The 23,770-nt window shown below is 58.3% G+C and carries 22 protein-coding genes and 4 pseudogenes; 13 read left to right on the top strand and 13 right to left on the bottom strand.

The window, feature by feature from the left end; genetic code table 11:
- Window positions 1-222: 222 nt before the first annotated feature.
- A pseudogene (locus K6M89_RS31935) lies at window positions 223-394 on the top strand (IS66 family transposase); the annotation flags it as partial.
- A 28-nt stretch (window positions 395-422) separates the two neighbouring features.
- Here the strand turns inward: K6M89_RS31935 and K6M89_RS29125 are convergent.
- The 3 genes and pseudogenes from K6M89_RS29125 to K6M89_RS31335 form a co-directional block, all read right to left on the bottom strand.
- Window positions 423-788, bottom strand: coding sequence for a helix-turn-helix domain-containing protein (locus K6M89_RS29125; protein ID WP_246642720.1), 366 nt, complete (start codon window positions 786-788; stop codon window positions 423-425).
- 192 nt (window positions 789-980) lie between these two features.
- Window positions 981-1,439: a hypothetical protein gene (locus tag K6M89_RS29120; RefSeq protein ID WP_011053402.1), complete on the bottom strand. Its 459-nt coding sequence runs from the start codon at window positions 1,437-1,439 to the stop codon at window positions 981-983.
- Window positions 1,440-1,536: 97 nt separating this feature from the next.
- Window positions 1,537-1,650 (bottom strand): annotated as a pseudogene (locus K6M89_RS31335) (DUF5372 family protein); the annotation flags it as partial.
- On the opposite strand from K6M89_RS31335, the gene K6M89_RS31330 reads away from it, so the two are divergent.
- A complete protein-coding gene (locus K6M89_RS31330; RefSeq protein WP_237358605.1) occupies window positions 1,615-1,881 on the top strand; it encodes a hypothetical protein in 267 nt (88 codons plus the stop codon). The pseudogene K6M89_RS31335 and the gene K6M89_RS31330 sit on opposite strands and share 36 nt — an antisense overlap.
- A gap of 789 nt (window positions 1,882-2,670) precedes the next feature.
- Here the strand turns inward: K6M89_RS31330 and K6M89_RS29110 are convergent.
- Window positions 2,671-2,847, bottom strand: a complete 177-nt coding sequence (locus K6M89_RS29110; protein ID WP_004668584.1) for a DUF3606 domain-containing protein — start codon at window positions 2,845-2,847, stop codon at window positions 2,671-2,673.
- Window positions 2,848-3,321: 474 nt separating this feature from the next.
- Between K6M89_RS29110 and K6M89_RS29105 the strand changes: the two genes are divergently transcribed.
- On the top strand, window positions 3,322-3,516 hold the full coding sequence (locus K6M89_RS29105) for a hypothetical protein (RefSeq protein WP_004668585.1): 195 nt from the start codon (window positions 3,322-3,324) through the stop codon (window positions 3,514-3,516).
- 58 nt (window positions 3,517-3,574) lie between these two features.
- Window positions 3,575-3,685, top strand: a pseudogene (locus K6M89_RS29100) (IS630 family transposase); the annotation flags it as partial.
- Window positions 3,686-3,894: 209 nt separating this feature from the next.
- Here the strand turns inward: K6M89_RS29100 and K6M89_RS31325 are convergent.
- Window positions 3,895-4,072, bottom strand: a pseudogene (locus K6M89_RS31325) (IS630 family transposase); the annotation flags it as partial.
- 173 nt (window positions 4,073-4,245) lie between these two features.
- Entirely contained in the window at window positions 4,246-5,157 is a 912-nt protein-coding gene (locus K6M89_RS29095) for a LysR family transcriptional regulator (protein WP_004668587.1), read from the bottom strand.
- A gap of 241 nt (window positions 5,158-5,398) precedes the next feature.
- Here K6M89_RS29095 and K6M89_RS29090 point away from each other — a divergent pair, with 241 nt between their 5' ends.
- The 4 genes from K6M89_RS29090 (at window position 5,399) to K6M89_RS29075 (ending at window position 9,035) form a co-directional block, all read left to right on the top strand.
- A complete protein-coding gene (locus K6M89_RS29090; protein WP_018247166.1) occupies window positions 5,399-6,064 on the top strand; it encodes an ABC transporter permease subunit in 666 nt (221 codons plus the stop codon).
- Window positions 6,065-6,068: 4 nt separating this feature from the next.
- Window positions 6,069-6,818, top strand: coding sequence for an ABC transporter permease (locus K6M89_RS29085; protein WP_016737468.1), 750 nt, complete (start codon window positions 6,069-6,071; stop codon window positions 6,816-6,818).
- Between the two features lie 57 nt (window positions 6,819-6,875).
- Window positions 6,876-7,718 carry a transporter substrate-binding domain-containing protein gene (locus K6M89_RS29080; protein WP_011053397.1) on the top strand — a complete coding sequence of 281 codons (843 nt, stop codon included), beginning with the start codon at window positions 6,876-6,878 and terminating at the stop codon, window positions 7,716-7,718.
- Window positions 7,719-7,799: 81 nt separating this feature from the next.
- Window positions 7,800-9,035 carry a CapA family protein gene (locus tag K6M89_RS29075; RefSeq protein ID WP_004668595.1) on the top strand — a complete coding sequence of 412 codons (1,236 nt, stop codon included), beginning with the start codon at window positions 7,800-7,802 and terminating at the stop codon, window positions 9,033-9,035.
- 71 nt (window positions 9,036-9,106) lie between these two features.
- Here K6M89_RS29075 and K6M89_RS29070 read toward each other — a convergent pair whose 3' ends face one another.
- The 4 genes from K6M89_RS29070 to K6M89_RS29055 all read right to left on the bottom strand — a co-directional run bounded on the left by K6M89_RS29070 (window position 9,107) and on the right by K6M89_RS29055 (window position 13,556).
- A complete protein-coding gene (locus K6M89_RS29070; protein WP_018247165.1) occupies window positions 9,107-9,592 on the bottom strand; it encodes a helix-turn-helix domain-containing protein in 486 nt (161 codons plus the stop codon).
- Between the two features lie 376 nt (window positions 9,593-9,968).
- Window positions 9,969-11,375: a hypothetical protein gene (locus tag K6M89_RS29065; RefSeq protein ID WP_018247164.1), complete on the bottom strand. Its 1,407-nt coding sequence runs from the start codon at window positions 11,373-11,375 to the stop codon at window positions 9,969-9,971.
- A 2-nt stretch (window positions 11,376-11,377) separates the two neighbouring features.
- A complete protein-coding gene (locus tag K6M89_RS29060) occupies window positions 11,378-12,634 on the bottom strand; it encodes an MFS transporter (protein WP_004676106.1) in 1,257 nt (418 codons plus the stop codon).
- A gap of 70 nt (window positions 12,635-12,704) precedes the next feature.
- On the bottom strand, window positions 12,705-13,556 hold the full coding sequence (locus tag K6M89_RS29055) for a helix-turn-helix domain-containing protein (RefSeq protein WP_157214064.1): 852 nt from the start codon (window positions 13,554-13,556) through the stop codon (window positions 12,705-12,707).
- Window positions 13,557-13,844: 288 nt separating this feature from the next.
- Between K6M89_RS29055 and K6M89_RS29050 the strand changes: the two genes are divergently transcribed.
- Both K6M89_RS29050 and rctB read left to right on the top strand, forming a co-directional pair.
- Window positions 13,845-14,858 carry a class I SAM-dependent methyltransferase gene (locus K6M89_RS29050; RefSeq protein WP_004676105.1) on the top strand — a complete coding sequence of 338 codons (1,014 nt, stop codon included), beginning with the start codon at window positions 13,845-13,847 and terminating at the stop codon, window positions 14,856-14,858.
- A gap of 163 nt (window positions 14,859-15,021) precedes the next feature.
- The gene (gene rctB, locus K6M89_RS29045) at window positions 15,022-15,492 is read left to right on the top strand and encodes an SMa0974 family conjugal transfer regulator (protein WP_004676103.1); all 471 of its coding nucleotides are present in this window, start codon (window positions 15,022-15,024) and stop codon (window positions 15,490-15,492) included.
- Between the two features lie 104 nt (window positions 15,493-15,596).
- Here the strand turns inward: rctB and traA are convergent, their stop codons facing one another.
- Window positions 15,597-20,255: a Ti-type conjugative transfer relaxase TraA gene (gene traA, locus K6M89_RS29040; protein ID WP_018247162.1), complete on the bottom strand. Its 4,659-nt coding sequence runs from the start codon at window positions 20,253-20,255 to the stop codon at window positions 15,597-15,599.
- 173 nt (window positions 20,256-20,428) lie between these two features.
- On the opposite strand from traA, the gene K6M89_RS29035 reads away from it, so the two are divergent.
- From K6M89_RS29035 to traG, 3 genes are read left to right on the top strand one after another with little or no spacing between them, the layout of a single operon-like run.
- Window positions 20,429-20,716: a TraC family protein gene (locus K6M89_RS29035; protein WP_004676102.1), complete on the top strand. Its 288-nt coding sequence runs from the start codon at window positions 20,429-20,431 to the stop codon at window positions 20,714-20,716.
- The gene (locus K6M89_RS29030) at window positions 20,706-20,945 is read left to right on the top strand and encodes a conjugal transfer protein TraD (protein ID WP_004676101.1); all 240 of its coding nucleotides are present in this window, start codon (window positions 20,706-20,708) and stop codon (window positions 20,943-20,945) included. Before K6M89_RS29035 ends, K6M89_RS29030 begins: the two co-directional genes overlap by 11 nt.
- Entirely contained in the window at window positions 20,936-22,855 is a 1,920-nt protein-coding gene (gene traG / locus K6M89_RS29025) for a Ti-type conjugative transfer system protein TraG (protein ID WP_004676100.1), read from the top strand. The genes K6M89_RS29030 and traG overlap by 10 nt, the downstream gene beginning before the upstream one ends.
- A gap of 11 nt (window positions 22,856-22,866) precedes the next feature.
- Here traG and K6M89_RS29020 read toward each other — a convergent pair whose 3' ends face one another.
- Together K6M89_RS29020 and K6M89_RS29015 are read right to left on the bottom strand one after the other, a co-directional pair.
- A complete protein-coding gene (locus K6M89_RS29020) occupies window positions 22,867-23,133 on the bottom strand; it encodes a type II toxin-antitoxin system prevent-host-death family antitoxin (protein ID WP_004676099.1) in 267 nt (88 codons plus the stop codon).
- A gap of 154 nt (window positions 23,134-23,287) precedes the next feature.
- A complete protein-coding gene (locus K6M89_RS29015) occupies window positions 23,288-23,770 on the bottom strand; it encodes a hypothetical protein (RefSeq protein WP_004676098.1) in 483 nt (160 codons plus the stop codon).

The following is a 23,770-nucleotide window of genomic DNA, read 5'->3' as shown; positions in this document are numbered from 1 at the left end:
CCAAGAAGATGATTTTCTTTTATCAATGGGCGGGTTGAGGGCAGGTTGATGTGTATTTGACGGAGAGACCGGCGAACAAAACGTTCCAATCACGACAAACCTGACAAAAGTGGCGGATGCCCGACATCTGCGAGAAATGTCGACGGTTGCGCTGGGGACAAGGGAATTCACGTGGACTTCAAATCGCGCCAAGGATCATGTGCCTGTTCGTGGCTAAGGGGCGTTACCCGGAAAATCAAAACTCGCGGAGCTCTCCGCTATTCCATATCGCGCCGCGATATCTTCGAGCGCTTCCTGAAAGACGGCCGCGTCGAAGTGGACTCCACATGTTGAGCGGGCAATCAAGCCCCAGGCGTTAAGAAAAAATAGCCTGTTTGCTGAAGGTGACGAGGGCGCGACATACTCCTCATCTGATGATGTCCTTATAATAAAAGAGGATTTTGAACCGGATCCTGAGATATCGGACGCCGGGATCGCCTGGCATCGGCTTCGCGGCGCACGGTTTCGTGTTGAAGGTCGGAAAGCTGGATGATCCACGGCGCTCCGGTGCATAACTGGCGAGCGGGAAGGACACCGCTGCTGACCATCCGGTAGGCGGTAGCTCGACTCACCTTTAGAATGTCGGCGGCCTCGTCGAGGGTTCTCTCACCGCGTTCGGCCCGTTCACCTTCTCGATAGACGGAGATGCCGTGGATGTTGCGAAGACTGCAGACGTGGCTTCGCGTCCAGCTGGCGCCATGCCCTGTCCGCTTGCCGGATCGATTCAAGATTGCTGCGATCGACAACATCAGCCTTAACTGCCCAGCGGGTCTGGCCGATCTTGTTTTTCTTCACCGTCATCCGGGTGTGATCGCCACCCTGCCAATGAATGACGAGCGCCAATGTGTCGTCAACGGTATCGACAATGATTTCTTTGATCAGCAGCCGAATGATCTTTTCGCGTGTCTCGATAGACGCGTCGGGACCTGTCCCATGCCTTATTATAGATCGCTACCGAGCATCATCAATCTTGTACGGTCGTCGGCCGATAAAGCAGGCGTGTTACGGTCGGTCGAGAGCATCTCGAACTGGACCTCGAGATCACGCAATAGGATCAGCTTCTCATTCCAGCGCCGCTCCAGTTCGCCGGCGACCAACCGATTGCCCGGATCGACAGCATCATACTGGCGGCGCGCCCTGGCAGCCTCGTATTGTGCTTGCTTGATTAAGTTCTCGAGTTGCTGTTGATTGTCGCTATGACGCTGCGTGTGCGCCTCCATTGCCCGCAAGGCCGCCTCGATTCCCAGAGGTTGCAATCGCTCGAGCACCTCCTGCGCCACGGCCCGATCGACCCGCATGCCGCCGAACCCGATACAGTTGCCGACCGCCATGGCGCCGAACGTGCCGCGACAAACATATCGCTGCGTATTGCCGCCTTTCCCGGAGTATTGAATGTGCAATCGGCGACCGCAGCGACCGCAACGGAATAGTCAGGCAACAAAGCTTGGCGCGCAGTTCAACGAGTTTGGTTGCCGAAAGGCGCGGCGCAGCTACGATCTCGATCGAACTTGCCGCAGGATCAAACATCCATGCCGGAATTTGAAATGAACCACCGTGTGCCAGAATGAGCAGATAGTGAACGCCTTCGTGCTCATGGCTGCCGGTTACCAAGACGGTTTGGTCAACCAGTGGATGGAAGGGATAGGTGACCCTTGCTTCAAACGTCGGAAATCCGGCATTATGAACCCGGCTCGGAAGGCGGCGGCAGGACTTGGGCGACGATCGCGACGCTGCTTCAAACTGCATTTTGCCGCGCGCGGCAAAAGCACGTTTATGCTGACCAGCAAACTATGCCGATTAACCGACTTTGCCAACGTTTCCGGCACCATAGCGGCCGCCTAGTCGGCATAGCTTAGGGTCTCTCCGTCGCGAAGGAGAGGACACATGAACGCAACTCAGGATCGCATCGCCCTATGCAGGAAGCTAGTCTACAGTCCACATCGGGACGACGATGCACGTGGCACTCGCTAAGCCTGTTTCGGGATCTGATCGACTGCCATGTCGGCAATGGAATACTCCGCAGGATTTAAGCGAGGTTCACGTCGACCGCTTCCCTGAGCATCGTTTCAAACACTGGAGACCCGACTCGGGCGATTGATCGGCGCTCCGCCGCTCGCCTTTGGCGTTACGGGAGAATGGCTTAATACCGACCGCGCTTCCTATTCAGCGCAGTGAGCACGAGAAGATCGACGATGCTGGCCGGTCCCAAAAACGGGATGGCAGCTTCTAGAAGTCGATTGAACGGACCGGTCGGGACCGGCGTCCGCACGCGGTGCCCCACGGTCTGTCGGCCTCTGAATTCTGTTCTGCAGGTAAAGTCAGCCGACGCCGTCGCGTATCGCGACTTTGGAGCTCGTTGGGTTCGCTCGCCAGCCCCTTCCTCATGCGATGCGGCTCCGCCCCTTTGCAAGAAACGCTCCGGCGTCCCAATACTTTTGGCTTTGCTCGACGGCGCTGTATCCCGCAGCTTCGATAGCCTTGCTCCGAAACGCTTCCTGCGGGGTCGTCAACTCCTGCAGTCAGGCGCCTTCCGCCGCTGCGTTATGATCCGTCGGAGCCAGACTTTCAGCGGCTGTTTCCGCCGCTGACTTTATGGCTGCGGACCCTCACGGTTGAACTCTCCAACCCGGATTAGTGCCGGTCGAGTTCGGCTTCGACCTTCTTGCGACTGTTGCCTACGTTCTTCACGGTCTTCTTCACCGCTTCCTTGGAAATGCCTTCCTTCCGGGCTTCGTACTTCACCTCGTGATCCTGACCACCTGCGACGCGAGCACGATCCTGGCTGCGGGCTTTGGATGTGGTTGCCATGGTGAGATCCTCCTAATGTCGGTCCTTACGAACGGGCGCCGATTCAATAAGTTCCGGCCTCCGTTATGGTGAGGCGCGCTTCGGCGATGTCGCGGACGCGCTGCACATGGCCTCGGGCGAGATGGTTCACTTCGACGATGAGATCGCGCAAGGCATATCTGCGACCGCAGTTAATCAGTAGCGGACAATTCTTCCCAGGCAGTTGGTACGGCTCGTCGTGTGCCTATGAGCAAACCCATGGATTGATTGTCATAGAAAGCAGGACTAGAACAACAGCGCTAATGCAGGAGCGCTCGGCATCCGAACGCAGAACAAGATCGCGGCGGAAGCCACGCAAGAGCGTCGTCTGCGAAGAGAAACCAAGCGGCTCGGCAGGTTGCGGCTAACCTCTGACCGAGTCGGCACCACGAAGGAGCCAACCCATCGGGGACAGATCCCCCTCAGCCGCTACATCAACGTGATTTGGAGTTTGGAATGGATCAATTTGCTACCGCCGACAACACCTCCGCAGCCGCTCGTCGCCGCAAAGCCAGGATTGCGAAGGGCTACAGCCTTGAGGACCTGGCCATCGCCACCGGACTTACGGTCGAGGAAATCGCAGCGGCCGAGGAACCCCTTCAGATCGTGCCTCAGCACCACCTCGAGCGCATTGAGCATGTGATCTCATAGCTTCCGTCGCCACCGGCACGCGGTCCCGGTTTAGGGGCCGCAGTCAACCACGGAGGGCGCGGAACGAAAGATCGATGCTCTATGGGACGTCCTAGGCGCATTGATGCTCCGCTTCACGCCGACAGAATGCGCAAACTACTTCAGGGCTGCTGGATATGACCCGGATTGAACAGGATTTGCTCTAGTCGATATTGCGTCCAATTGAAGTGTCATCCGCCATTTTAAGATAACTGCAGAATCACTTAAAGAGAACATGGCACCAATGATCGCACAAACAACCGGTCCGCTTCTGCCAACCGACGCAGTTCCGATTGTCGCGATGTTCTTCTACGATATGGCGCAACTATCTGCTCGGTGGCTTAGGTAAGCCACCGCCGTTCGCGGCTTGTGGCTACTCATCCTGCCGGGCTGCGCTGTCCGTCGCGTCACGCGCCGCACCCAATCGATCGCGATGCTGATGCCAATGCGGAAGCGCTTGGACGCCGCCCGGCACCACACCCCTCCTGTATCACCGCTTCTACAACTTCTCGCGGTTATTCGAAACAGGTCTCGCCATCCAGCTCAGCCTCCTGACCGGCCAGAAGGATGAATCCGATTTGCGTCATAGGGAATCCTTCTCACGGGTCTACCTAAAATCATCCCGCTCTAAGCTTACGCGCACAACTCGCGGTTCAGCATGAACTCGCAACATCTGTTTTCCGGTGCGAGGGTCATACCTCGATGCGATCGTCAAGCAGCCCGATCTGTCAAAGCCGCGACTATCTCTTCCAATGCAAATCTTAGGCTATCACTCAGCTTTCGATCTTTTTGCCAAACGACGACGTAGTGATATGTTGCCCCTGGCTGAAATTCGCGGAATGCAACGTCGAATTCAGCATATTCGCTCGCAATAATCTCGTTCGTAATCGAGACGCCGATCCCTGTCATGACATAGCCAATGTCATTGCCATTGGCGTCATATTCCACGGCGATGTCAGGAGCGGTTCCCATATACCGAAGGGCATTGACGCTCATTTGGTGAGAGGCAAATTGCGGGTCGATGTCGATGATCGCCTCACCGGCAAGATCTTCGGCAGTAACAAGCTGCTGTGCCGCAAATCGATGGTTGACCGGAAAAAGACATACGTTGGTGGCTGAGCCGACCGGCATCCAATCAAGAATGCGCTCATCAAGAGGCAATCGGGAGATGCCAAGATCCGAGCGGCCGTTTAACACATGATCTGCAATCTGCTGATAGGTTCCTGTTTTCACCTGAACGGCGTAAGAGCGGCTTCTCTCCCGAAGCCTTTTGACCACTTTCGGCAAGGTCGCGAAGGAGAAAGCGCTTGGCGCCGCGATGCCGATCATTCGCGTATCGTTGCTCCGCAGGAAGTCGATTGACGGTCCGATCCGATCAAGTCCGGCAAACGCCGCGTCGATTGTGCGTAGAAATTCCCATGCCTTGACGGTGGGGATCAACCTGTTGTTTTCCCGGCGAAAGAGTGCGAAGCCGACAGTCTCCTCTAGCTGCTTGATGTTTTGGCTGACCGCCGGCTGGGTTATTCGCAACATCTGCGCTGCGAGCCTTTCCGAGCCGGCGCGCATGACCTCCCGTAATATTTGAAGGTGGCGGATCTTCACTCCGGAGTCGGTGATGTCCATGGCCGGGAATCTCAATCGTGGTCGAGCGACGCGCCTCATAAGTTGCGCTTATCAAAACTTCCTGAATCTTATAAATTGACGGCGGCAAGTCAAAGTATATTTTTGACATACGCCAAACTTAGAGCGCTGGTTAAGCTAATAAATCCAATCTACCCTCGGTTAATCTCGGCAAGCCCTTTGTATATGTCGGGAGAATAACTTTCCTATTTCGGCGCGCTCGCAAGAATATTGGAGACTTGCATTGTACGCATTTGTAGATCAATTTTTATCTGGATTGAAGAACACACTTTTAGTGTTTGCCTTGAGCTGCGCTTTCGGGACCCTATTAGGTTTGCTTATTGCCGTTCTCCGCAACTCGACCCGCAAGTCGGTTTCATCGTGCATGCGGGCCTACACGGGCATCATCCGGGGTGTTCCGGAACTTCTGATCATCCTCCTGACGTATTTCGGCGGAACCGCCCTTTTGAGCGCGATTACCGGTGGCTACATCGAGATTAATGCATTTGCGGCCGGTGTCGCGGCACTGACCGTCGTATTCAGTGGGTACGCCGCGGAAATATTCCGTGGTGCGATCAACGCGGTTGCACCAGGCCAACGAGAGGCTGCAGCGGCGCTCGGGCTTTCGAACGCGCAGATTTGGTTTCTGATCATCATTCCCCAGATGATCCCGATCGCTCTGCCGGCATTCTGTAACCTCTGCATCTCCTTGATAAAGGATACATCGCTGATTTCCGTCGTCGGGCTGACGGATGTCATGCGCGTCGCCTATATAGGCGCAGGCTCACTGCGCGCTCCACTCCCCTTCTATCTCGCAGCGTCTGCAATCTACCTCGCCCTCACAAGCCTGTCGCTTCTTTCGTTCCGGTTATTGGAGCGCCGCTATTCGCTCCCGGCGATGAAAGGTTGAGGCAATGAGCATGACCATCGCGCTTGAAGCGTTTCTCACCCTTCCCCGCGGCCTTCTTCTCACTCTGGTTCTGACATTCGCATCGCTTGCCGCAGGCTTCGCCGTCTCGGTCCCGCTCGCCTTCCTACGGGCATCATCAAATCCGTGGGCTTCCGCGCCCGTGCTGGCATATACCTATGCGTTCCGCGGCACGCCACTTCTGGTTCAGCTTTTCCTGATTTACTACGGGATTGGCCAGCTTCCCCTCGTCCGCCAAAGCTTTCTATGGGCCGTGATGCGAGAGCCATTCTGGTGCGCCTTCATTGCTTTCACCCTGAACAGCGCCGCCCATACGACAGAAGTTCTGCGCGGCGGGATCCAGGCGGTCCCGCGTGGGCAGATTGAAGCGGCCAAAGCCTTGGGCCTTTCCCGTTTCCACACTGCCCGTCTTATCGTGTTCCCTTTGACCCTCAGGATCGCTCTTCCCGCCTATGCAAATGAGGTGGTTGGAATGCTGAAGGCAAGCTCCCTTGCAAGCACCATCACGCTGCTTGAGGTGACCGGGCTCGCCCGACAGCTGGTGTCGGAGACATTCGCCCCATACGAGGTCTTCATTGCCGCGGGGGCTTTCTATCTGCTGCTTACCCTCTTGATCACGCAAGGTTTCCAGATGCTGGAGACGCGTTGGACGCCGACGGCAAACCGTCCACCGCCGGCGCAACCTGTACCTCGAAGAGCGAACGGAAAGCCGCCTCTCGCCTCGGCTGAAACTTGACGCCAGCCCACATCCCGGACGCCAACAATCAAACTCAGCAATGAAAGGAACATCGTCGTGAAACGAACACTTCTGCTTGCCCTGTCTCTTGTCGTCTGCGCCAACAACGCGGGAGCAATGGACAGGAAGACACTGACAATCGCCTCTGAAGGTGCTTCGCCGCCCTGGAATGCCATCACCCCCCAAGGGGAGCTCGCCGGCTTTGACATCGACGTCGGCCGCGATCTTTGCCGGAGGATGAAGTTCGAGTGCACTTTCGTGCCTCAGGACTGGGACGGAATCATACCGGCGCTCACCGTTGGAAAGTTCGATGCCATCATGTCGGGGATGGCGATAACTGAGAAGCGGAAGAAATCTATCGCTTTTTCCAAGCCCTACGCCGGAGGTTTCAACCAAGTTGTCATACGCAAAGATCTCAATCTTCCGCCCACGGATACGTTGGCCGAGCTCGACCTCACAACTATCGACCCTGAAAAGCAGGCAAAGATCGAGGAGCTTCGAGCCGCTCTCAACGGCAGAACTTTGGGCGTATTGCGATCATCGAATTCGGAAGCGGTGCTCAATGAACTGTTCGGAAAGGTCGCGACGATCAGGAGCTACGATTCCCAGGACAACATGCATCTCGATCTCGTGGCTGAGCGCATCGATGGCGGTCTTGCCGACTATTTCACCTGGAAAGCCTTCCTCGACAGCACGGATGGCGGGATTGCGACGCTCTACGGCCCGCGGCTCTCCGGTGGCCTGTGGGGCCCGGGTGTCGGCGTCGGGCTCCGGCAAGATGACGGCGAACTGGTTGCGGCATTCGATAGCGCCATCGAGGCCGCCACGAGCGACGGAACCCTGAAGCGGCTGAGCGAGCAATGGTTCAAGATCGATGTTTCGCCGCAGACATCGAACTAGACACTGGCTTTCCGACACGCATTTCCCCCGAAGCCATAGCGCGTGAGCAGTCGGCAGTCCCAAAGATCGAAGGTAGACCATATGTCCGCACCCTTTTCCATTGCTGTCACCGGCCAGTCGCTCATCCGTCATGATCTTCGAACGATCGGCGATCCACGGCTCGCTGAGATCGCCGAGATCCTCAAAGCAAGCGATGTTGCCTTCACCAATCTCGAGACGACTATCTATGGTCGTCATGGTGGATGGCCGCTCAAAGGCAGCTATTTCGGCGCTGCAGCGCCGGATGTCTTGGCGGCGTTGAAGGAGCTCGGTTTCAATAGCCTGGCTCTGGCGAACAACCATGCTTTCGATCTTGGACCGCCGGGGATCCTCTCGACGCTGGAGGAGGTTGCGGCACACAATTTCCTGCATGCCGGCATCGGCCACAACAAGCATCATGCTTCCACGGCACAGAAAATGACGTTCGGATCCCGAAATGTCGCGCTGATTGCCATGGATGCCGGGCCAGGCCCGTCTTTCATGTACGCCGAGGACGCAACTGAGGGCAGGATAGCAAGGCCCGGCATCAATAGTCTGAAAGTCTCCAGGGTATTCGACCTGGAAGCGGGAACATTCAACTTGCTTCGCTCCATTCAGGAGCGTCTTCTAAGTTCGCCCTTGGAGCGCGCGAATTATGCCCAGCCAGAGGATCCGCCTGATCTTCATGGCCAAGACGAAATTGATTTCTATGGAACCGTGTTTCGCAGATCAGATGAGACCGCTCGCCGCATCGTCATGGACCGGCACAGCGCCAGGGCTCACCTTTCGGCGATCGCGGAAGAAGCGGGCCGCGACACGCTCGTCATCGTGTATTTGCATCATCACCATTGGGAGCCGAACTGGCAGCAAGTCCCCGTCTGGGTCCGCGAATTTGCGCACGATTGCGTTAACGCGGGCGCAGGCCTCTTTGTCAGCCATGGCGCTCCGGTCCTTCAAGGGGTTGAGATATATCGGAATACGCCAATTTTCTACGGCCTTGGCAACTTCCTCTTCCATACGGAAAAGGACGAACAGGAATGGAGCCCGCCGGAAGTGTGGAGGAGCGTCATCGCGACCTGCAATTTTGGATCTAGCGGACAGCTGGAAAATGTACGCTTGCGTCCGATTGTGATCGGTGGAACCGAGGCATTATCGAATCCTGCACGCGATCGCCTCCCCTTCCCTGTGCTCGCCGATGGCAGAATGGCGGCAGACATCCTTGACGATCTTGCCGACCGCAGTGCCGGTTTTGGCACTGTGCTTGACCGAGAGAAGAACGTTGGCCAGATCGCTTTTTAGAACCTGCAGTATGCGGCGATAACTCTACGAACCGCTGACCAATTTTTGCGGCCGCGCTCTTGTTGGTCTTTTTATGGGGAAACGTCCTTGTGTTCTTCCATCTCTTCATCGACAATCGAGCTGACGAGGGCAACGACCCGGCTGCGCACACGCGGAGAAAGGAGCAAAACGTCGTCTATCAGACGCCGTCCCTCCGCCGTGGATATGTAGGCAATCTTCCCATCGATCTCTGTTATGAATTGCTGGCCCTGAGTGGTTTCGGGATCTGGAAGGCCTTCGAAAAACCTCGAAACCGGGATCTTGAGGCAATTGGCAAGCTCGTAGAGCATCGAAGCGCTGACGCGGTTCTTACCGCTTTCATATTTTTGTACCTGCTGCAAACTCACCCCGATGCCGGCGCCGAGATCCCCTAGGGAGACATTCGACTGCATTCGGCGGATACGGATTTGCTGTCCGACATGCCGATCGACTGGATGTACCGACTCGCGTGCAACATCCGACTGTTTGGCTTGCGCAGGTCTCGAAGTCCGAACCTGGGCTGCTACATAGCGCTTCATGGTGGTCACCCCGATGGAGAGTTTCACGCGGTGCGCCCCCGCTGAAAACTCGCTCAACCCACTGATCGGGGAGTTCGTAACCGTGCTAGACGGCCCTGTGGCCTTTAGTTCCGAGGAACCTGGACATACGCCACAGGCTCCTCGACCGAAGGTCAAGGAGTGTGGTGCCGAATCGGCCGGCACCAACCGCTAACAGGGGTTACGAAGCCCCAAGGCAGCGCGTACTGCCTCGCTGCCAGCTTAGTTGAAATCCGCCCGCCGCGCAACCGAATTCTTTACAAAATTCAATAGCTTCGCTTTACGCGCGGACACTTGTCTCAAAGCGAGAGGTCACGCTTCGGGCGGTAAAGTGGTCAGAAAACCAAAGGAGGTGCGATCAGCGGAACGCCCATTGCCAGGATTGTCTGCCCACTCTCCCGGAGGAATAGGCTACCGCAAGCTCCGCCCATAGGGGGTCCTGGGTGAAGCTGGAAAGGGGCCCGCAAGCGTCGATAATGCTCATCTTGCCGAACAGCCCGAGAAGCGTTTCAATTCCCCCACGGCTAAAAGCATTCAACAGCGAAAATGGCTCGCACGGCGAGGAGATGATGCGATGGCCCCAAACCCCCGGCCGTTCGTCCTTTGACAGTGCGTTGAGAAGCTGTGTGTCACGATGGTTGTTCCTCAACGCCTCGCAGAATGCCCAGCGCATCAACGGATAATAGATCGTATGCCGACTTCCACCCAGGACACGCACGCCAGGCAGGATCGACGTTACGATGAACATCAGCAGAAGGTTCGGAACGATCCGGCCAGTTCTCAGGGCCTCCACAAGACTTGGCGGCGAGAATTCAACACAGACATCATCTGTCGCCTTCGACCGGAGGACCCTGCCATCCAGCCAAAGTGGAAAAAGCCGCCCTTCAATGCAGCCCCAGAAAAAATGCGTCGAGTTTTTCAGCCAGCCTCGCCAAGCCGTGTCAGCGAGTTGATCGATGCAGTGGATGAGGCGCATCGCGAATGCTCGGTCCTCGATCAGCGAGGCTCGCAGCCAGGACCGGCCATCGGAAAGGTGATCCGCGACCAGATCGGCAACGTCGGTATCGTCAAGCTGAAGAAAATCGACCTGGCTGTCAGAATACCGCTTCCAGAGGCAAAGATTTGCCGCTTTGATCGCCTCTGCCGCCGACTGGAATTCGCCCCGAGGCAAAAGGTCTCGCAAGCACGAAATTGCCTCCGAGTCATCACCGGGCCTGTCGACGTTTTGAAGATGGAACCTGTAGCAGCCGTTTCTGCCAAGAATGCTGTAGGGGATCATTTTGCTGCGCGACAGCCCGAAGACGTTGACTGCATCGCCATCGACGTGGAGCCAGGCCGGACCCTTGCGACCGCGTTCTACGAACTTCACTGTCGAGCAAGCGTAGGAGATATAGGATGTCCTGCCATGCGCGCGAAGTCCCATCAGGGAGAACAGATGGGTGTAAAATGCGTCAGGCTCGATCAACAGGTGGAGGTGGGGGCCACACTGCAGCACCGGAGCGACTTCGATTTCGGTTTGAAAGCGCGATGCGGCTTCTGCTGAATAACCCTGACGTTGCGCGACGGCCGCCACGCGTGACCGCAATAAAGACATTGCCTGGCTTCGCGCGACGCACCCCGATTGATCCGATCCAACCGAGAAAGCCGCCTTTGCGTAGTCGTTCAGCGATGCCTGCTCAAACTGACGCAACCAAGGGAATAATTCAAAAATGAGGGCCAACACCTCACCTTTTGAAACCAGGTCGCTATTGGGCGACGTCTCCATCCTCAGACGAACCGGCTTTCCGCCGGCGCTCCCCGATCCATGTTAAAGTAAAAGAAGAGCGCGACGGTCACCATCAGCGCCCCGAAGAGGCCGAAAATCCCCGAAGGTGGAATTGCGTCTCCGATCGTCCCGATGATGCCATACGCAAGAAGCCCTATCGAAACACAGATCGTGTGGATCTGGCTTCGCGCCCGCCCCAACATGTCAATCGAAACAGTCGATTGAACCCGTACATCGATCAGGATTCGCGTGACATTGTAGCAGAAGCCGAGCAACACCAGTTGAACGAGCGCTGACAAAAAGCTCTGGAAAACCGGAAAGCCCAACAGAACAATGCCAGCGAGCGCCGACTGGAAGAGGATGCTTTGTCGTCGCGAACGCGCCCTTCTGAGAAGAAGGGTTGAACAGCCCGCCATCGAACCGAGGGCCCAACCTGCCTCGAGATAACCGAACTCTAGCGCCGACCCCATGAGTTCGCGGGTGACATATGCGACGCCCAATACACTCACAAGCATGCCCATCGCATAGGTCAACGCATACATGACGGCGGTGGTCTTCAGTGAGTGAACGACGAAGGTCGTCGGCAACAGATCCATCCGACGAATGCTCTTTGCCTGCAAATCCGATCGAGAACGAGAAGGCGGCTGTCGGCCGAGCAGTGCCAGCAGCCCCAACAGTGATAGGCCGAAAAAGGCGCCAGGCAGGATCGACGTCAGATTCATCCCGATGGCGGTTAAGCTGTACCCGGTGACGATGGCGGCGATGAGATTGCCCGCCTGCATCGCAATATAAGACGCCGAATTGAATGAAGTGAGGTTCTTAGGACGAACGATGTCTGGAATGATGGCCTGCAGCGCAGTCGAATAGGTTCTGTCGATGAACGCGAAGATGGTCCACGATAGGCAAAGAACACCAAGTGGGTCACCGAACGAGAGACCAATACCAGTTGAAAATATGAGGATCAACCTGGATAAATCGCAAGCGATACAGACGAAGCGACGATCAAATCGATCAACTAGAACCCCACCAACATTGCTGGTGAGCAACTCGGCGGCACTGCCGAGCGCCAAAAGGATAGCTAGAGCGCTCGCGCTCTTGCTGACATCTGTCGCAGCCCATGCCGCCAGCACGAAGTAGACATTCCGGCCAATGGCCGACGCCAGAACACAGAAGAGATAGATGCCGCGAGAGGCATAACACCCTATGCCGCTGTTTTCTGTTGCGCCCACTTCATCCAAACTCCCTACTGGCAGGTTCATGGGGACATGCTATTCTTCTGAAGAGCTGGCGGCTTTCATGAAATTGATATTATCTCTCGTCCAGAACCAGCTATTCTTTCCAGAGCGCCCGGTACTCGGCAGGGGAAAATCCCGTCTCTCGGCGAAATCTGGTCGAGAGGTGGCTCCCGCTGGAGTAGCCACAGGCGATGGCGATCTCGGTCACGCTGATCGCAGTCGTGCGGAGAAGGTCGGTCACGCGTTCAAGACGGCGTTGGTTATAGAAGCCATAGGGCGTCGAGCCTTGCGACTGCTTGAAAGCGCGGGAAAAATGCTCGTAGGTCAATCCCGCCTCTTCAGCCAGAGCGCGCACGCTCGGAGGTCGATCAATGTGAGCTTCAATTCGCCCTATTACGCGCTTGAGAACCGTAGGCGACAATCCTCCTCGAGACAATCTGCCAGATGTGCCGGAGCGGCGCTGCAGAAGTCCGAAGATAGCCGCGAGGTGCCCTTCAACGATCAGACTCCCCACGGAATCGTCGTGTGAAAGTTCTCCGGCAATCTGCCGCGCCAAGCATTGGATCGGCAGATCTCTAAATCCAAGCTCCGGACGTAAGGTGCCTACGCGCGGGAGCTTGGTCGTGAGGTTGGAAAAAAAATCCTGCGTCACGGTTATCATAAGATAACAACCCTCAGCATCGCCTTCATCCCAACCGCTCCAATGGCAACCGGGCGGAATGTAAACAAGCGAGCCGTCTGGACGCGGACTGAACTCGACTCTTCGTCCGTCCACAAAATTTTCGCCGGATGCCGCCGTACCCCTTATGTTGAGGAAGATCAGGTGGTCATCCGCGACAACGTCGATAACCTGTCGCCCGAGACTGCGCCGGCGAACGACATCTGCGCGGGCATGGCTCCAAAGGCCTTGCTGGTGAAGGATGATCTCCCCTTGTGACTTCTTCATCCTCTCGGGGTGAATTGATGGAATGATCCCCACTCGAAAGCTGCTCCCCTGAAAAACCGGTGTGGTAGCGACCCTACCTCACCCCAAGTTGTCAACAAGCCAGGCTTTAACCTCAGGTCGAATTTCATGTCAATTTCATGAAAACCAATCAAAATCGTGGATGCGAAAAGATGACGTTCGCGATCATCTTCTGCCGACATCATCGCTGACGGCACAATCTTTTCGGGATGCGCGATTTCCCCCTGAACCCCAAAAACGCGATGGTGCGAGAGAAAGGCAGGCTTTCGCATGCGTGAATTTGCCGACTTCATTGAGGAGTGCGACCGTGCCCCTCGCCTTAACGAGCTTTCTGAGTTTTTTTCGACCACCGCATCCGGTGAGGCCGGAATGCCTATCCGTCCGCCTGAGCTCGATCGCCGCTTGTTCCCAGTGGACATGACGTTCAGGCGCTTTTCAGCCCTTCATCCGCTGCGCCGAGGTCCATTCGATAAGCACTACTTGAGCAGCATACCCTACCGCCTCGAAGAGGAGTGCCGCATAGGCGGCGCGATCCTCAAATACGCGCGGGCCAGAAAGGGTCAACTGCAACTCTACACGCTAGGTACAGCCGAGGGGACGATGGCTCGTGTGATCGGCGAACTTGGCAAGGGCAGGATAGAAACACTGTCATGCAGTCCCAACGTCGAAAACCTTAGAAGCTTCTATGCCTATGGCGTTCCTCCTCATGCCATGTTTTTTCACGGACCATTTCATTATTTGACATCGCAAAGGGTCCAAGAAGACGTGGAGCTCCGAAAGTTTGGCAGCGGTTTCGATATCATCCTCGAGGACACGACTTTCCAGATGTATTCGCCAAATCGCTTCGATCAGATCCGTTTCGTCTCGCAGCATCTCAAGACCAACGGGCTCTTCATGTTCGTCGAGAAGTTCAGGCATGAAGACGCCGAGGAATATCGGCGGCGGGAACGCCAGAAGGACCATAGCTTCAAAGCTCGCTTCTTCAGCGCGTCAGATATTCGCGCCAAGGAAGAGACGGTGCTAACGCGAATGGATCGAAACGAAGTCACCCTTTCGGAGATGAGCGAAACACTACGCCGGTTCTTTGGACACTCATTCGTCACCTGGAACAGCGGCAATTTCTACACGCTTGTCTCCAGCAACAGTCGGGAGAATCTCGACCTGTTCCTATCGAAGCTGTCCCCACCCGCGATTCCGGCAGAATATGTCTATGCGGACCTTCCCTACCGCCTTTACCCGGAATCCGAAGCAAGGCGGCTATCGGGGCGATCTTGGACCCTTTAGCGATTCCTCATCTTCACCGTCGCGTAAGCGCAACTGCGTCACGTCTTCACGAGCCTCAACTGGAACAACGTTCGCGTCAGCAGAAAGCGCTCCATCACGTTGAGCAGCCCTCAGCGCTTTGCCACCTCTAAAAGCCTTTTTTCTCCAAATAGGCAGGAACAGCATGAAGAAATCGATTGGCGAAGTCCGTCACTTCGTTGAGCTGAGCCCGCCGTGCAACGCGCATCTGGTCCTGCCACGAGCGCCATCATTCGCGGGTGAGGAAGATGTTCCAAAGTGCGTGCACGTCGCCGAAGCGTGTGTCGCAATCACGCGCACGCAGCACGTTGCCGACAAGATCTGCACGCAAATCGAGGACTTCTACCAATCCCTCGTCTCCGTGGGACCTGACAGGTTTCTAGCTTTCGAAGGTGGAGGCGCGATCATAAGGCCGACCAGTGAAAGCCTGTTCTTCACGGTCTCAGCGCGAGACCTCGTCACTTTCTGTGGCATCCGCGCGCTGCTGGAAGCAGGCTTGTTTCTGGCCACGTCCGTGTCCGAGGGGGCTATAGAGTGGCTTCACGCAGACGGCACCCGATCTGGTGAAACCTGCAATCGCCTCTACAACGACCGCTGCGGAACGGACGAACAGTAGCTTCGACCGCTCCGCCACCCAAAGGAAGATCGATCTCGGGACAATCGGGTCGTAGTGCTTTTCCAATCGACCAACCATTTCGTCCCCCCGCTTTTCTTCGAGTCTCAGAGGTTGATGCCGCGAGCGCGGCTAGCAGCCCTTTGGCGCCGCTCCGCTATGATCTGCTCACTGCTCTGCAGACGGACAGTCTGCTGCAGGACCTTCAGCCGCTCCTGCATCGCCTCGAAAGCTCGACGCTGCGCCGGCGGCACGCGGTTGACAAGATCCTTGTCACCCCGGACGAGGGCATTGCGACCGAAGCGCTCGTCGAGCGCTCGGCTGACAGCGGCAAACTCCCGGGCAATGCCCTGCTCGAGGGAAGCGGCGGAAACACTCAGCTTCCTGCTGTCCTTCCTCACCTCGACCGTCAGGTGCGCCAAAGCCTCTTCCGCAGCTTTCGAAAGAGCTGGAATGGCAACCGCCATGCGCCGCCGTTCGTCCGTGATAGCCTGGCGTTCGGCATCGAGGGCATTGAGGTGGGCCGCACCGAGCGCGCGCAGGCGCGCTGCAGCTTCCGGCACGGCCCGCATCGCCTCTTTCCGCTCCTGGCCGGACGCCAGCATCCGGTCCAGCAGGCGATTAGAACCGCGCAAAGCCCCATAGGCGGCCGGATCATTGGTCACCGCGGCGGCGATTCGATCAGCAGCAAAGCCTTTCCGGAGCAGCTCCTCGATCTTGCCGACGGCGCCCGACGGATCGCGCCAGATCATTGTCGCGGCGTTGGCCAATGCGCCACGCTGCTGGCGATAGAAAGGGTTGGAGAGCGCCCGCAATCGAGCCTCATCGTCGACCGACGTCTTGAACACGATGACGGCAGCAAGCATCGGCGGCACGGCGACATTCTCCTTCCCCGGTCCGTTCTCTGTCTCTTGGCCCCGAACAACACTGGCAGCCATGACGATCTTCGAGCGATCCTGCCGCTCGGCGAGATGCTGCGCCTCGGCAAAACGTTTGACCGCTTCGAACAGCCGGGCCAGCTCCTCGCGCCGGCCGGCCGTCAGATCTTCCGGCAAACGCTCGGTCATATTGCGTTCAGCAACCGCATCCGCCTTCGCGGTGAATGCGCTCCAGCCGAAGCGTGCCGTTAACGCTTCGCTGACCGCCTTGATCTCCTGCACGACCGAGCGGTCCTCGGCGGCAAGCGCAAAGGCGCTCTTATAGGCGTCGTCCCCGTCCCGGTTGCGCACCGCCTCGATCTCCATAAGGCGCGCCATCGCGCGCTCGGAAAGCGCCGGGATCGATAATGACATGTAGGAGCGCCGCGTCTGCTCACGCATTTCGAACCGTTCGGCATTCCGGCGGAACCCGGTCGCATGGGCCCGGGCCAGGGGAAGCAGTTCCTCCAGGGCTGCCTTTGCGACCTTGCGCTCGGAAAGCGCCGCGCCTCCGTCGACGATCAGCTCGGAGCCACGCAGCCGGCCGAGCCGGTCGGGTGCTGCGGCAAGATCAGCAGTGAGCCTGCGGGGTTCGGTGCCGGTGTCCGAGGCGAGCGCATTCAGGGCGACAAGTGCTGCATCCGGATCCCGGTAGATCTTAGTAAGCAGCGGTCGCAGCATCGTTTCCCGCTCCGTCCAGGCCGGTGACGAACGCTGCGCCAGCCGCGCATCCGCCTCGACACTCCTAACGAAGGACGTGCTCGGCGGGATCAGATACTGTGGTTCGCCAGCGCTTGCGCTCGCGATGGTGTGGGATTCAGTTCGCGCCTCGTTGTAGGCGAAGCGCCGTTCCCGCTCGATGGCAAAACCGAGCGCCACGCTTGCCCGCTCCCAGAGCTTTTCCACCTGCTCTCGCTTTGCGGTAATCCACGTCCAGCGCCGGGAAAGGCTTTCCTCCATCTCGGCGGCAGCAAGCGAGAGATGATCGAGCCCGCGGCGCCGGGCGAAGTCTTGCGCCTGGGCGCGATAGCCCGCCTCGCTCTCAAAATCGAGCGTCGTCGTCTTGGCACCGGAGCGCGACAAGCGTTCGACGAGACGGCTGAACACATCCGGCCGATGACTTTCCCGTTCGATGCGCTCCTGACGCGCTTCGGCGGTTTCGATCTGTCTGGCCGTCCAGACATTGCGGTCGACTTCCCTCTCCTCGTAACGCTTCTGACCTGTCTCCTCGTCGACAATGGCAATCTGGACCTTGACCCGCTCGACACCATCCTTGCGCAGCGTGATGGTGTCGCCGTCGGAGATGCCGGCATCGTCGAGCGCTTTCGGCAGGCTGACGCCCCAGAGCCGATGGGCGGTTCCGTCGTCCGTCCTGACATCGGCATAGGGGCTGTCGTCGGCATCCTCGTCCTCGGGCCGGAATTTGGCTTCGCCGGTTTCGACAAGCTCGCCGGTGACACCGGCGGCATGATCGACACGCGGTTTGCGTCCCCATTCCGGTCTCGGCTCAAAATCCTCTTTCGCCGCATAAAGATCGACGCGGTCGCGATGCCGGGTCATCGACACATAGGTCAGATGCCGGTCCATCATGCCGGTGGCGAGCACGAAGGTGCGGTCGACGGTCGACCCTTGAGATTTGTGGATCGTTGCGGCATAGCCGTGGTCGACATTGTCATAACTGTCCTCGCCGAAGACGACTTTATTGCCATTGTCGAGCAGAACCGACAGCAGCGGATCGCCGCGTTTGTCGCCGGTCGCGGTGACCGTGCCGAGCATGCCGTTCTTGACATATTGCGGCCCGGAGTGCTTGGCCCGCGGCTCGAGGAAGCGGGCGTTCTCCAGGAAGATGATGCGGTCGCCGGCGGCAAATTTTCGCGCCCCGCGCTCGGTCCGGAAGCTGCGGCTTTCGCCGAGGGCATTATCGCCGGCCATCACCTCACGCAGCGCCTCGTTGAGCTTGCGGACATCGTCGTTGGTGTGGGCGAGCACCAGCAGTTCATCACCGCGAAGACGGCCATCCCTGCCCTCGGAGATCGAGCGACCGATTGCGTGTTTGCGTGCCTCTGTCCAATCGACCACAATCCTGTCGATCGTTTCCTCGCGTGTGCCCGCCTCGACCAGGTGGCCCTGCTGGGTATAGGCGTCGAGGCCCTTCTCGACCTCGCCGCGGGCAAACAGCCGCGAGGCATTACGTGCCCAGGCCTCACGCTGGCGGCGCACGCCGGCAAGCTCTGCAAAGCCGATGCGTTCGGTAATTGCCCGGAAGGCAGCACCGGCCTGGATCGGCTGCAGCTGCATCGCATCGCCGACCAGCACGACCTTTACCTCAGCCTCCTCGGCAATCTTCAGCACACGGGCCATCTGCTGCGAGGCCACCATGCCGGCCTCGTCGATCACCAGCACATCACCGCGATGGAGCGTATCGCGGCCATTGGCCCAGGCCAGTTCCCAGGAGGCAAGTGTCCGCGACTTGATGCCGGAACTGTCTTGCAGCCCTTCTGCGGCCTTGCCGGCAAGGGCTGCACCGATCACCCGGTGTCCCTCGCCCTCCCAGGCAAGACGTGCGGCAGCAAGCAGCGTCGATTTGCCGGCGCCGGCAAGGCCTACAATAGCGGCAATGCCACCATCACCGGTGACATGACGGACAGCATCGACCTGCTCTGCATCGAGCCGGAACGGAGTTTTGGGATCGCCGCTCTCGATGCTCTCCACGCGTTCGATCGCCACCGTCACATTCCGCTCGGAAACACCGAAGCCGCGACGCTCCGACAAAACCCGCGCCGACTGCGCCATGTCGTATTCGATGCGCAGCATCTCCCGCGTCGTAAACACCGCGGGCTCCGACACCTTTCCTGTCTCTGCCTCGATCTCCTTCGGCTTCAGTATGACCAATTGGTCCGACGCCATCAGCCTGGCGCGGATGTTGGCAAAATCGGTGGGATCGTCGACGTAACGGTGCAGCGCCCTGGCGATATCCCTCTCGTCGAAGGTAGAGCGTTCATTGCCGAGCTGCTTCAGCAAAAGCTCCGGCTCTGAAAGCAGCCGATCGGCCATCTCCTGGCGGCGGGCGAGATCGGCCGGCGCGAAGTGGAGCTCCCTGCCCTTCCTCGCCAGCGCCGCCTTCTCCGGCCCGAGATGTTTTTGCGCGATCCCGTCGAGGCCCTGTTCGGCATAGGAGCGACCGTCGAGGCGGATGTCATGTCCGGCCAGCGCCAGATGCCGGTTGGCCGTTTCCGCCCAGGCGATCTTCCACGCTTTCATCGTTTCCTTGTCGCCCGCCCAGACTTTGTAGACGATCTTGCCGTTCGGGCGGTCCGGCGTGACGACACGCAGCGGCTTGCCACCCTCACCAAGCACTGGAACCTTCTTTGCCCCGAACCCCTCCTCCGTCGCCGGCCGGAGCGTCGTCATCAGGTGGATGTGCGGGTTGCCGTCCTTGTCGTGATAGACCCAGTCGGCGATCATTCCTTTCGAGGTGAGATTGTCGCGGACGAATTCGCGCACCAGCGTGATATTCTCGGCCCGCGTCAGCTCCTCCGGCAGCGCGATGATCAGTTCGCGGGCGAGCTGCGCATCTGCCCGCGTCTCGAAGGCGTCAACGGCATTCCAAAACACTTCGCTGGCCTTGCTGACGGACTGACCTGATATCGCCGACCGCAGCCAATCCGGGATCTCATCCGGCAGCGCCAGTTCCTCATACATCAGTTCGCCCGCCCCACCGCGATAGCTGAACGACGTTCCCGCCTGCTCGTCCATCATCCGGGCGCGGTGGCGATAGGCGGCAGCCGAGACGATGCTGCGTCCCGATCCCCTGCTGATCACCTGCGCTCTGACGAACATGATCGCCACTGGCGTCTCCAGACTGGCCCAAGCACGTCGCGACAGCGACGTATATTGCGCCCTCAAACAGATCGGACCGAAGGGCCGATGCCGCTTTTCTGGTTGCACGGTAGCGCATTTTACTGTTTTATTCTAGTTAGTATAATCGCACCTTCGACATCAAAGCAGAAAAGGAACCAGGAATGGCGACAAAATCATCGATTTCCGATCTCGACGCCCAGATCGAAAAGCTGCGCGAACGCAAACGATTGTTGATAGTTAAATCGGCCGAGCGGTTTGCCCGCGCCGCGACCAGAACCGGGCTGGCGGAGATGGAGATCGCCGACGAGGAGGTCGATCGGATCATCGAGGAAATCGCCGCGCGATTTCGGAAGGGGGAAAGGAAAGGCGCCGCTGGCCCCACTCCTCAAACGCGTCGACCAGCAGATAGCGGCGCTGGAGCGCAGGGGCAGGTTCCAAATGACGGCTGAGCGCAAGCGCGACACGCGCGAAAAGATCCTGCTCGGCGGGATCGTCGTCAAAGCCGGGCTATCGAAGGCGGATCGGGCGTTCCTGCTCGGCGGCCTCATAGAAATGGCAAGGCTCGTCCCAGGCTCCATCGAGCATCGGCGGCTGCGCGATATCGGCGAAGAGGCTTTCAAGGCCCCCTCGCTGAGGAACGGTTCATCGCATCTCGAGGAGAAAGTAAGATGGGCCTAAGAGGGAAACCGCATCCGAGCCTGTTACTCGTTTTGGTACCGATCGCCGTCACCACGATCACAATCTACATTGTTGGCTGGCGATGGCCGGGACTCGCCGCCGGCATGTCCGGGAAGATAGAACACTGGTTCCTGCGGGCAGCACCTGTACCGCCTCTACTGTTCGGACCTCTTGCCGGACTTCTGACCGTGTGGGTCTTGCCGCTGCATCGGCGAAGGCCGGTCGCCATGGCAAGTCTTTTGTGTTTTCTCAGCGTTGCCGCCTTCTATGCGCTGCGCGAATTCGGCCGGCTTGCACCTACTGTGCAGGCCCGGGTCGTTCCGTGGGATCGAGCGCTGTCCTATCTTGATATGGCCGCAGTCATTGCTGCCGTCGCCGGCTTCATGGCAGTGGCGGTGTCCGCCCGCATCTCCGTCGTCGTGCCAGATGAAATCAAGCGTGCCCGGCGTGGAATATTTGGAGATGCCGATTGGCTGCCGATGGCGGCAGCAGGAAAGCTGTTCCCGCCGGATGGGGAAATCGTGGTCGGCGAGCGTTATCGGGTCGACAAGGAAATCATCCATGCGCTTCCCTTCGATGTAAACGATCGCAGCACATGGGGACAGGGCGGGAAGGCGCCATTGCTCACCTACAGACAGGACTTCGATTCCACCCATATGCTGTTTTTCGCGGGATCGGGCGGATACAAAACGACCAGCAACGTCGTGCCGACGGCGCTCAGATATACCGGACCCATGATCTGCCTCGATCCTTCCACTGAGGTCGCGCCCATGGTCGTCGAGCACCGCACCAATGCGCTCGGGCGCGAGGTCATGGTGCTCGATCCGACGAACCCGATCATGGGCTTCAACGTGCTCGACGGGATCGAAGCATCCAAGCAAAAGGAAGAGGACATCGTCGGCATTGCCCATATGCTGCTGTCGGAAAGCCTTCGCTTCGAAAGCTCGACGGGATCCTACTTCCAGAACCAGGCGCACAACCTCCTGACCGGTCTGCTCGCCCATGTGATGCTCTCGCCCGAATATGAGGGCCGGCGAAGCTTGCGCAGTCTCCGCCAGATCGTTTCCGAACCGGAGCCCTCGGTGCTCGCTATGCTGCGCGACATTCAGGAGCATTCCGGTTCGGCCTTCATCCGCGAAACGCTCGGCGTCTTCACCAACATGACCGAGCAGACGTTTTCGGGCGTCTATTCCACAGCATCGAAGGATACCCAGTGGCTGTCGCTCGACAGCTATGCCGCGCTCGTCTGCGGCAATGCCTTCAAATCGAGTGATATCGTTTCGGGCAAGAAGGACGTCTTCCTCAACATCTCCGCATCGATCTTGCGCTCCTATCCGGGCATCGCTCGTGTGATCATCGGCTCGCTCATCAACGCCATGGTGCAGGCCGACGGCGCCTTCCAGCGCCGGGCGCTGTTCATGCTCGATGAGGTCGATCTGCTCGGCTACATGAGGGTGCTCGAGGAGGCGCGCGACCGCGGCCGCAAGTACGGCATCTCGATGATGTTGATGTACCAGTCGGTCGGGCAGTTGGAGCGGCATTTCGGGAAGGATGGCGCGACGTCATGGATCGATGGCTGCGCTTTCGCCTCTTACGCAGCGATCAAGGCGCTCGACACGGCGCGCAACCTCTCTGCGCAATGTGGCGAGATGACGGTGGAGGTGAAGGGCAGTTCCCGCAACATCGGCTGGGACACGAAGAACAATGCATCCAGGAGATCCGAGAACGTCAACTTCCAGCGCCGGCCGCTGATCATGCCGCACGAGATCACCCAGTCGATGAGGAAGGACGAGCAGATCATCATCGTCCAGGGGCATAGTCCGATCCGCTGCGGCCGGGCGATCTACTTCCGGCGAAAGGAGATGGATCAGGCAGCGAAGGTCAATCGTTTCGTCAAACCGGTGCTATGATCGTGGTTTTATCAGCGGCCCACCTCGTCCTCGCCGGCATAGGCGTCGACGGCGTTTTCGAGTTCGGCAAAAAGCTCATCGGGCATCGTTTCGATAGTGCCGACGGTGCGTCGGTCTGCCTGCCTGATCAGTTGCTGATAATCTTCGATATTGAGGAGAACCAGCCGGGGTTTGTTCCGCTGGGTGATCGTCACCGGATGACGCAGCGCCTCGGCGATGATGTCGCCGGATTTACGTGAGAGGTCACTGGTTGAATACGTCCCGCTTGGCTTCGGCATTGGGCTTCCTTGCTATCGCTGGAATTTAGAGCATTTACAACATTACTGCGATTGTTGTGAAACTTCGCAGCCGTCCTTCCTCGGCTCACTTGAGGGCCATCGGCAACTGAGAGGCAACCTCGTCTGTCGCCTCTCAGTATGTGAGATGGTGCTGCTACCACCATGACCAAACGACGCGCCCCGCATAGACCGGGATGCGAGTTGCCAACGTGATATCCTTGATGATCGGCGCCAGCGAGCCGAGTTCGTCCGCAATCAGCGCAACGAGCTCAGGATAGTTGATATCGACGCCAGTGTCGTCGGCAGCCCAAGCGCTCATCCAATCGCCGCCGTTGACGCGGAATTCATGCGTGTCGTAATCAATTTCGAGTTCGTCCAGCAGATTGATAGTGAAGCGCCCGAAAATCTCGATCTCGCCCTCCAGCTGATATTCGGCGAATTCATCCTCCCCGATGAGAACACTTCGTTCCAATTCCATGATGACGCTGATCCGATCGATTGCCGCGTCGAGCCCCTCAACCAGGCGATCGTGAAGCTCTCGCGAAAAATCGCTGTCGCAGCCGAAGCGGTTTGCCAGGACGACGAGCCGGAAGCCGGCAAACTTGGTGTAGAGTATAAGGTTCTGATCGGTTGTCAT

It is taken from the genome of Rhizobium croatiense (genome assembly GCF_019793465.1).
Lineage (GTDB): Bacteria > Pseudomonadota > Alphaproteobacteria > Rhizobiales > Rhizobiaceae > Rhizobium > Rhizobium croatiense.
This window is presented reverse-complemented; position numbering and strand designations above follow the sequence as displayed.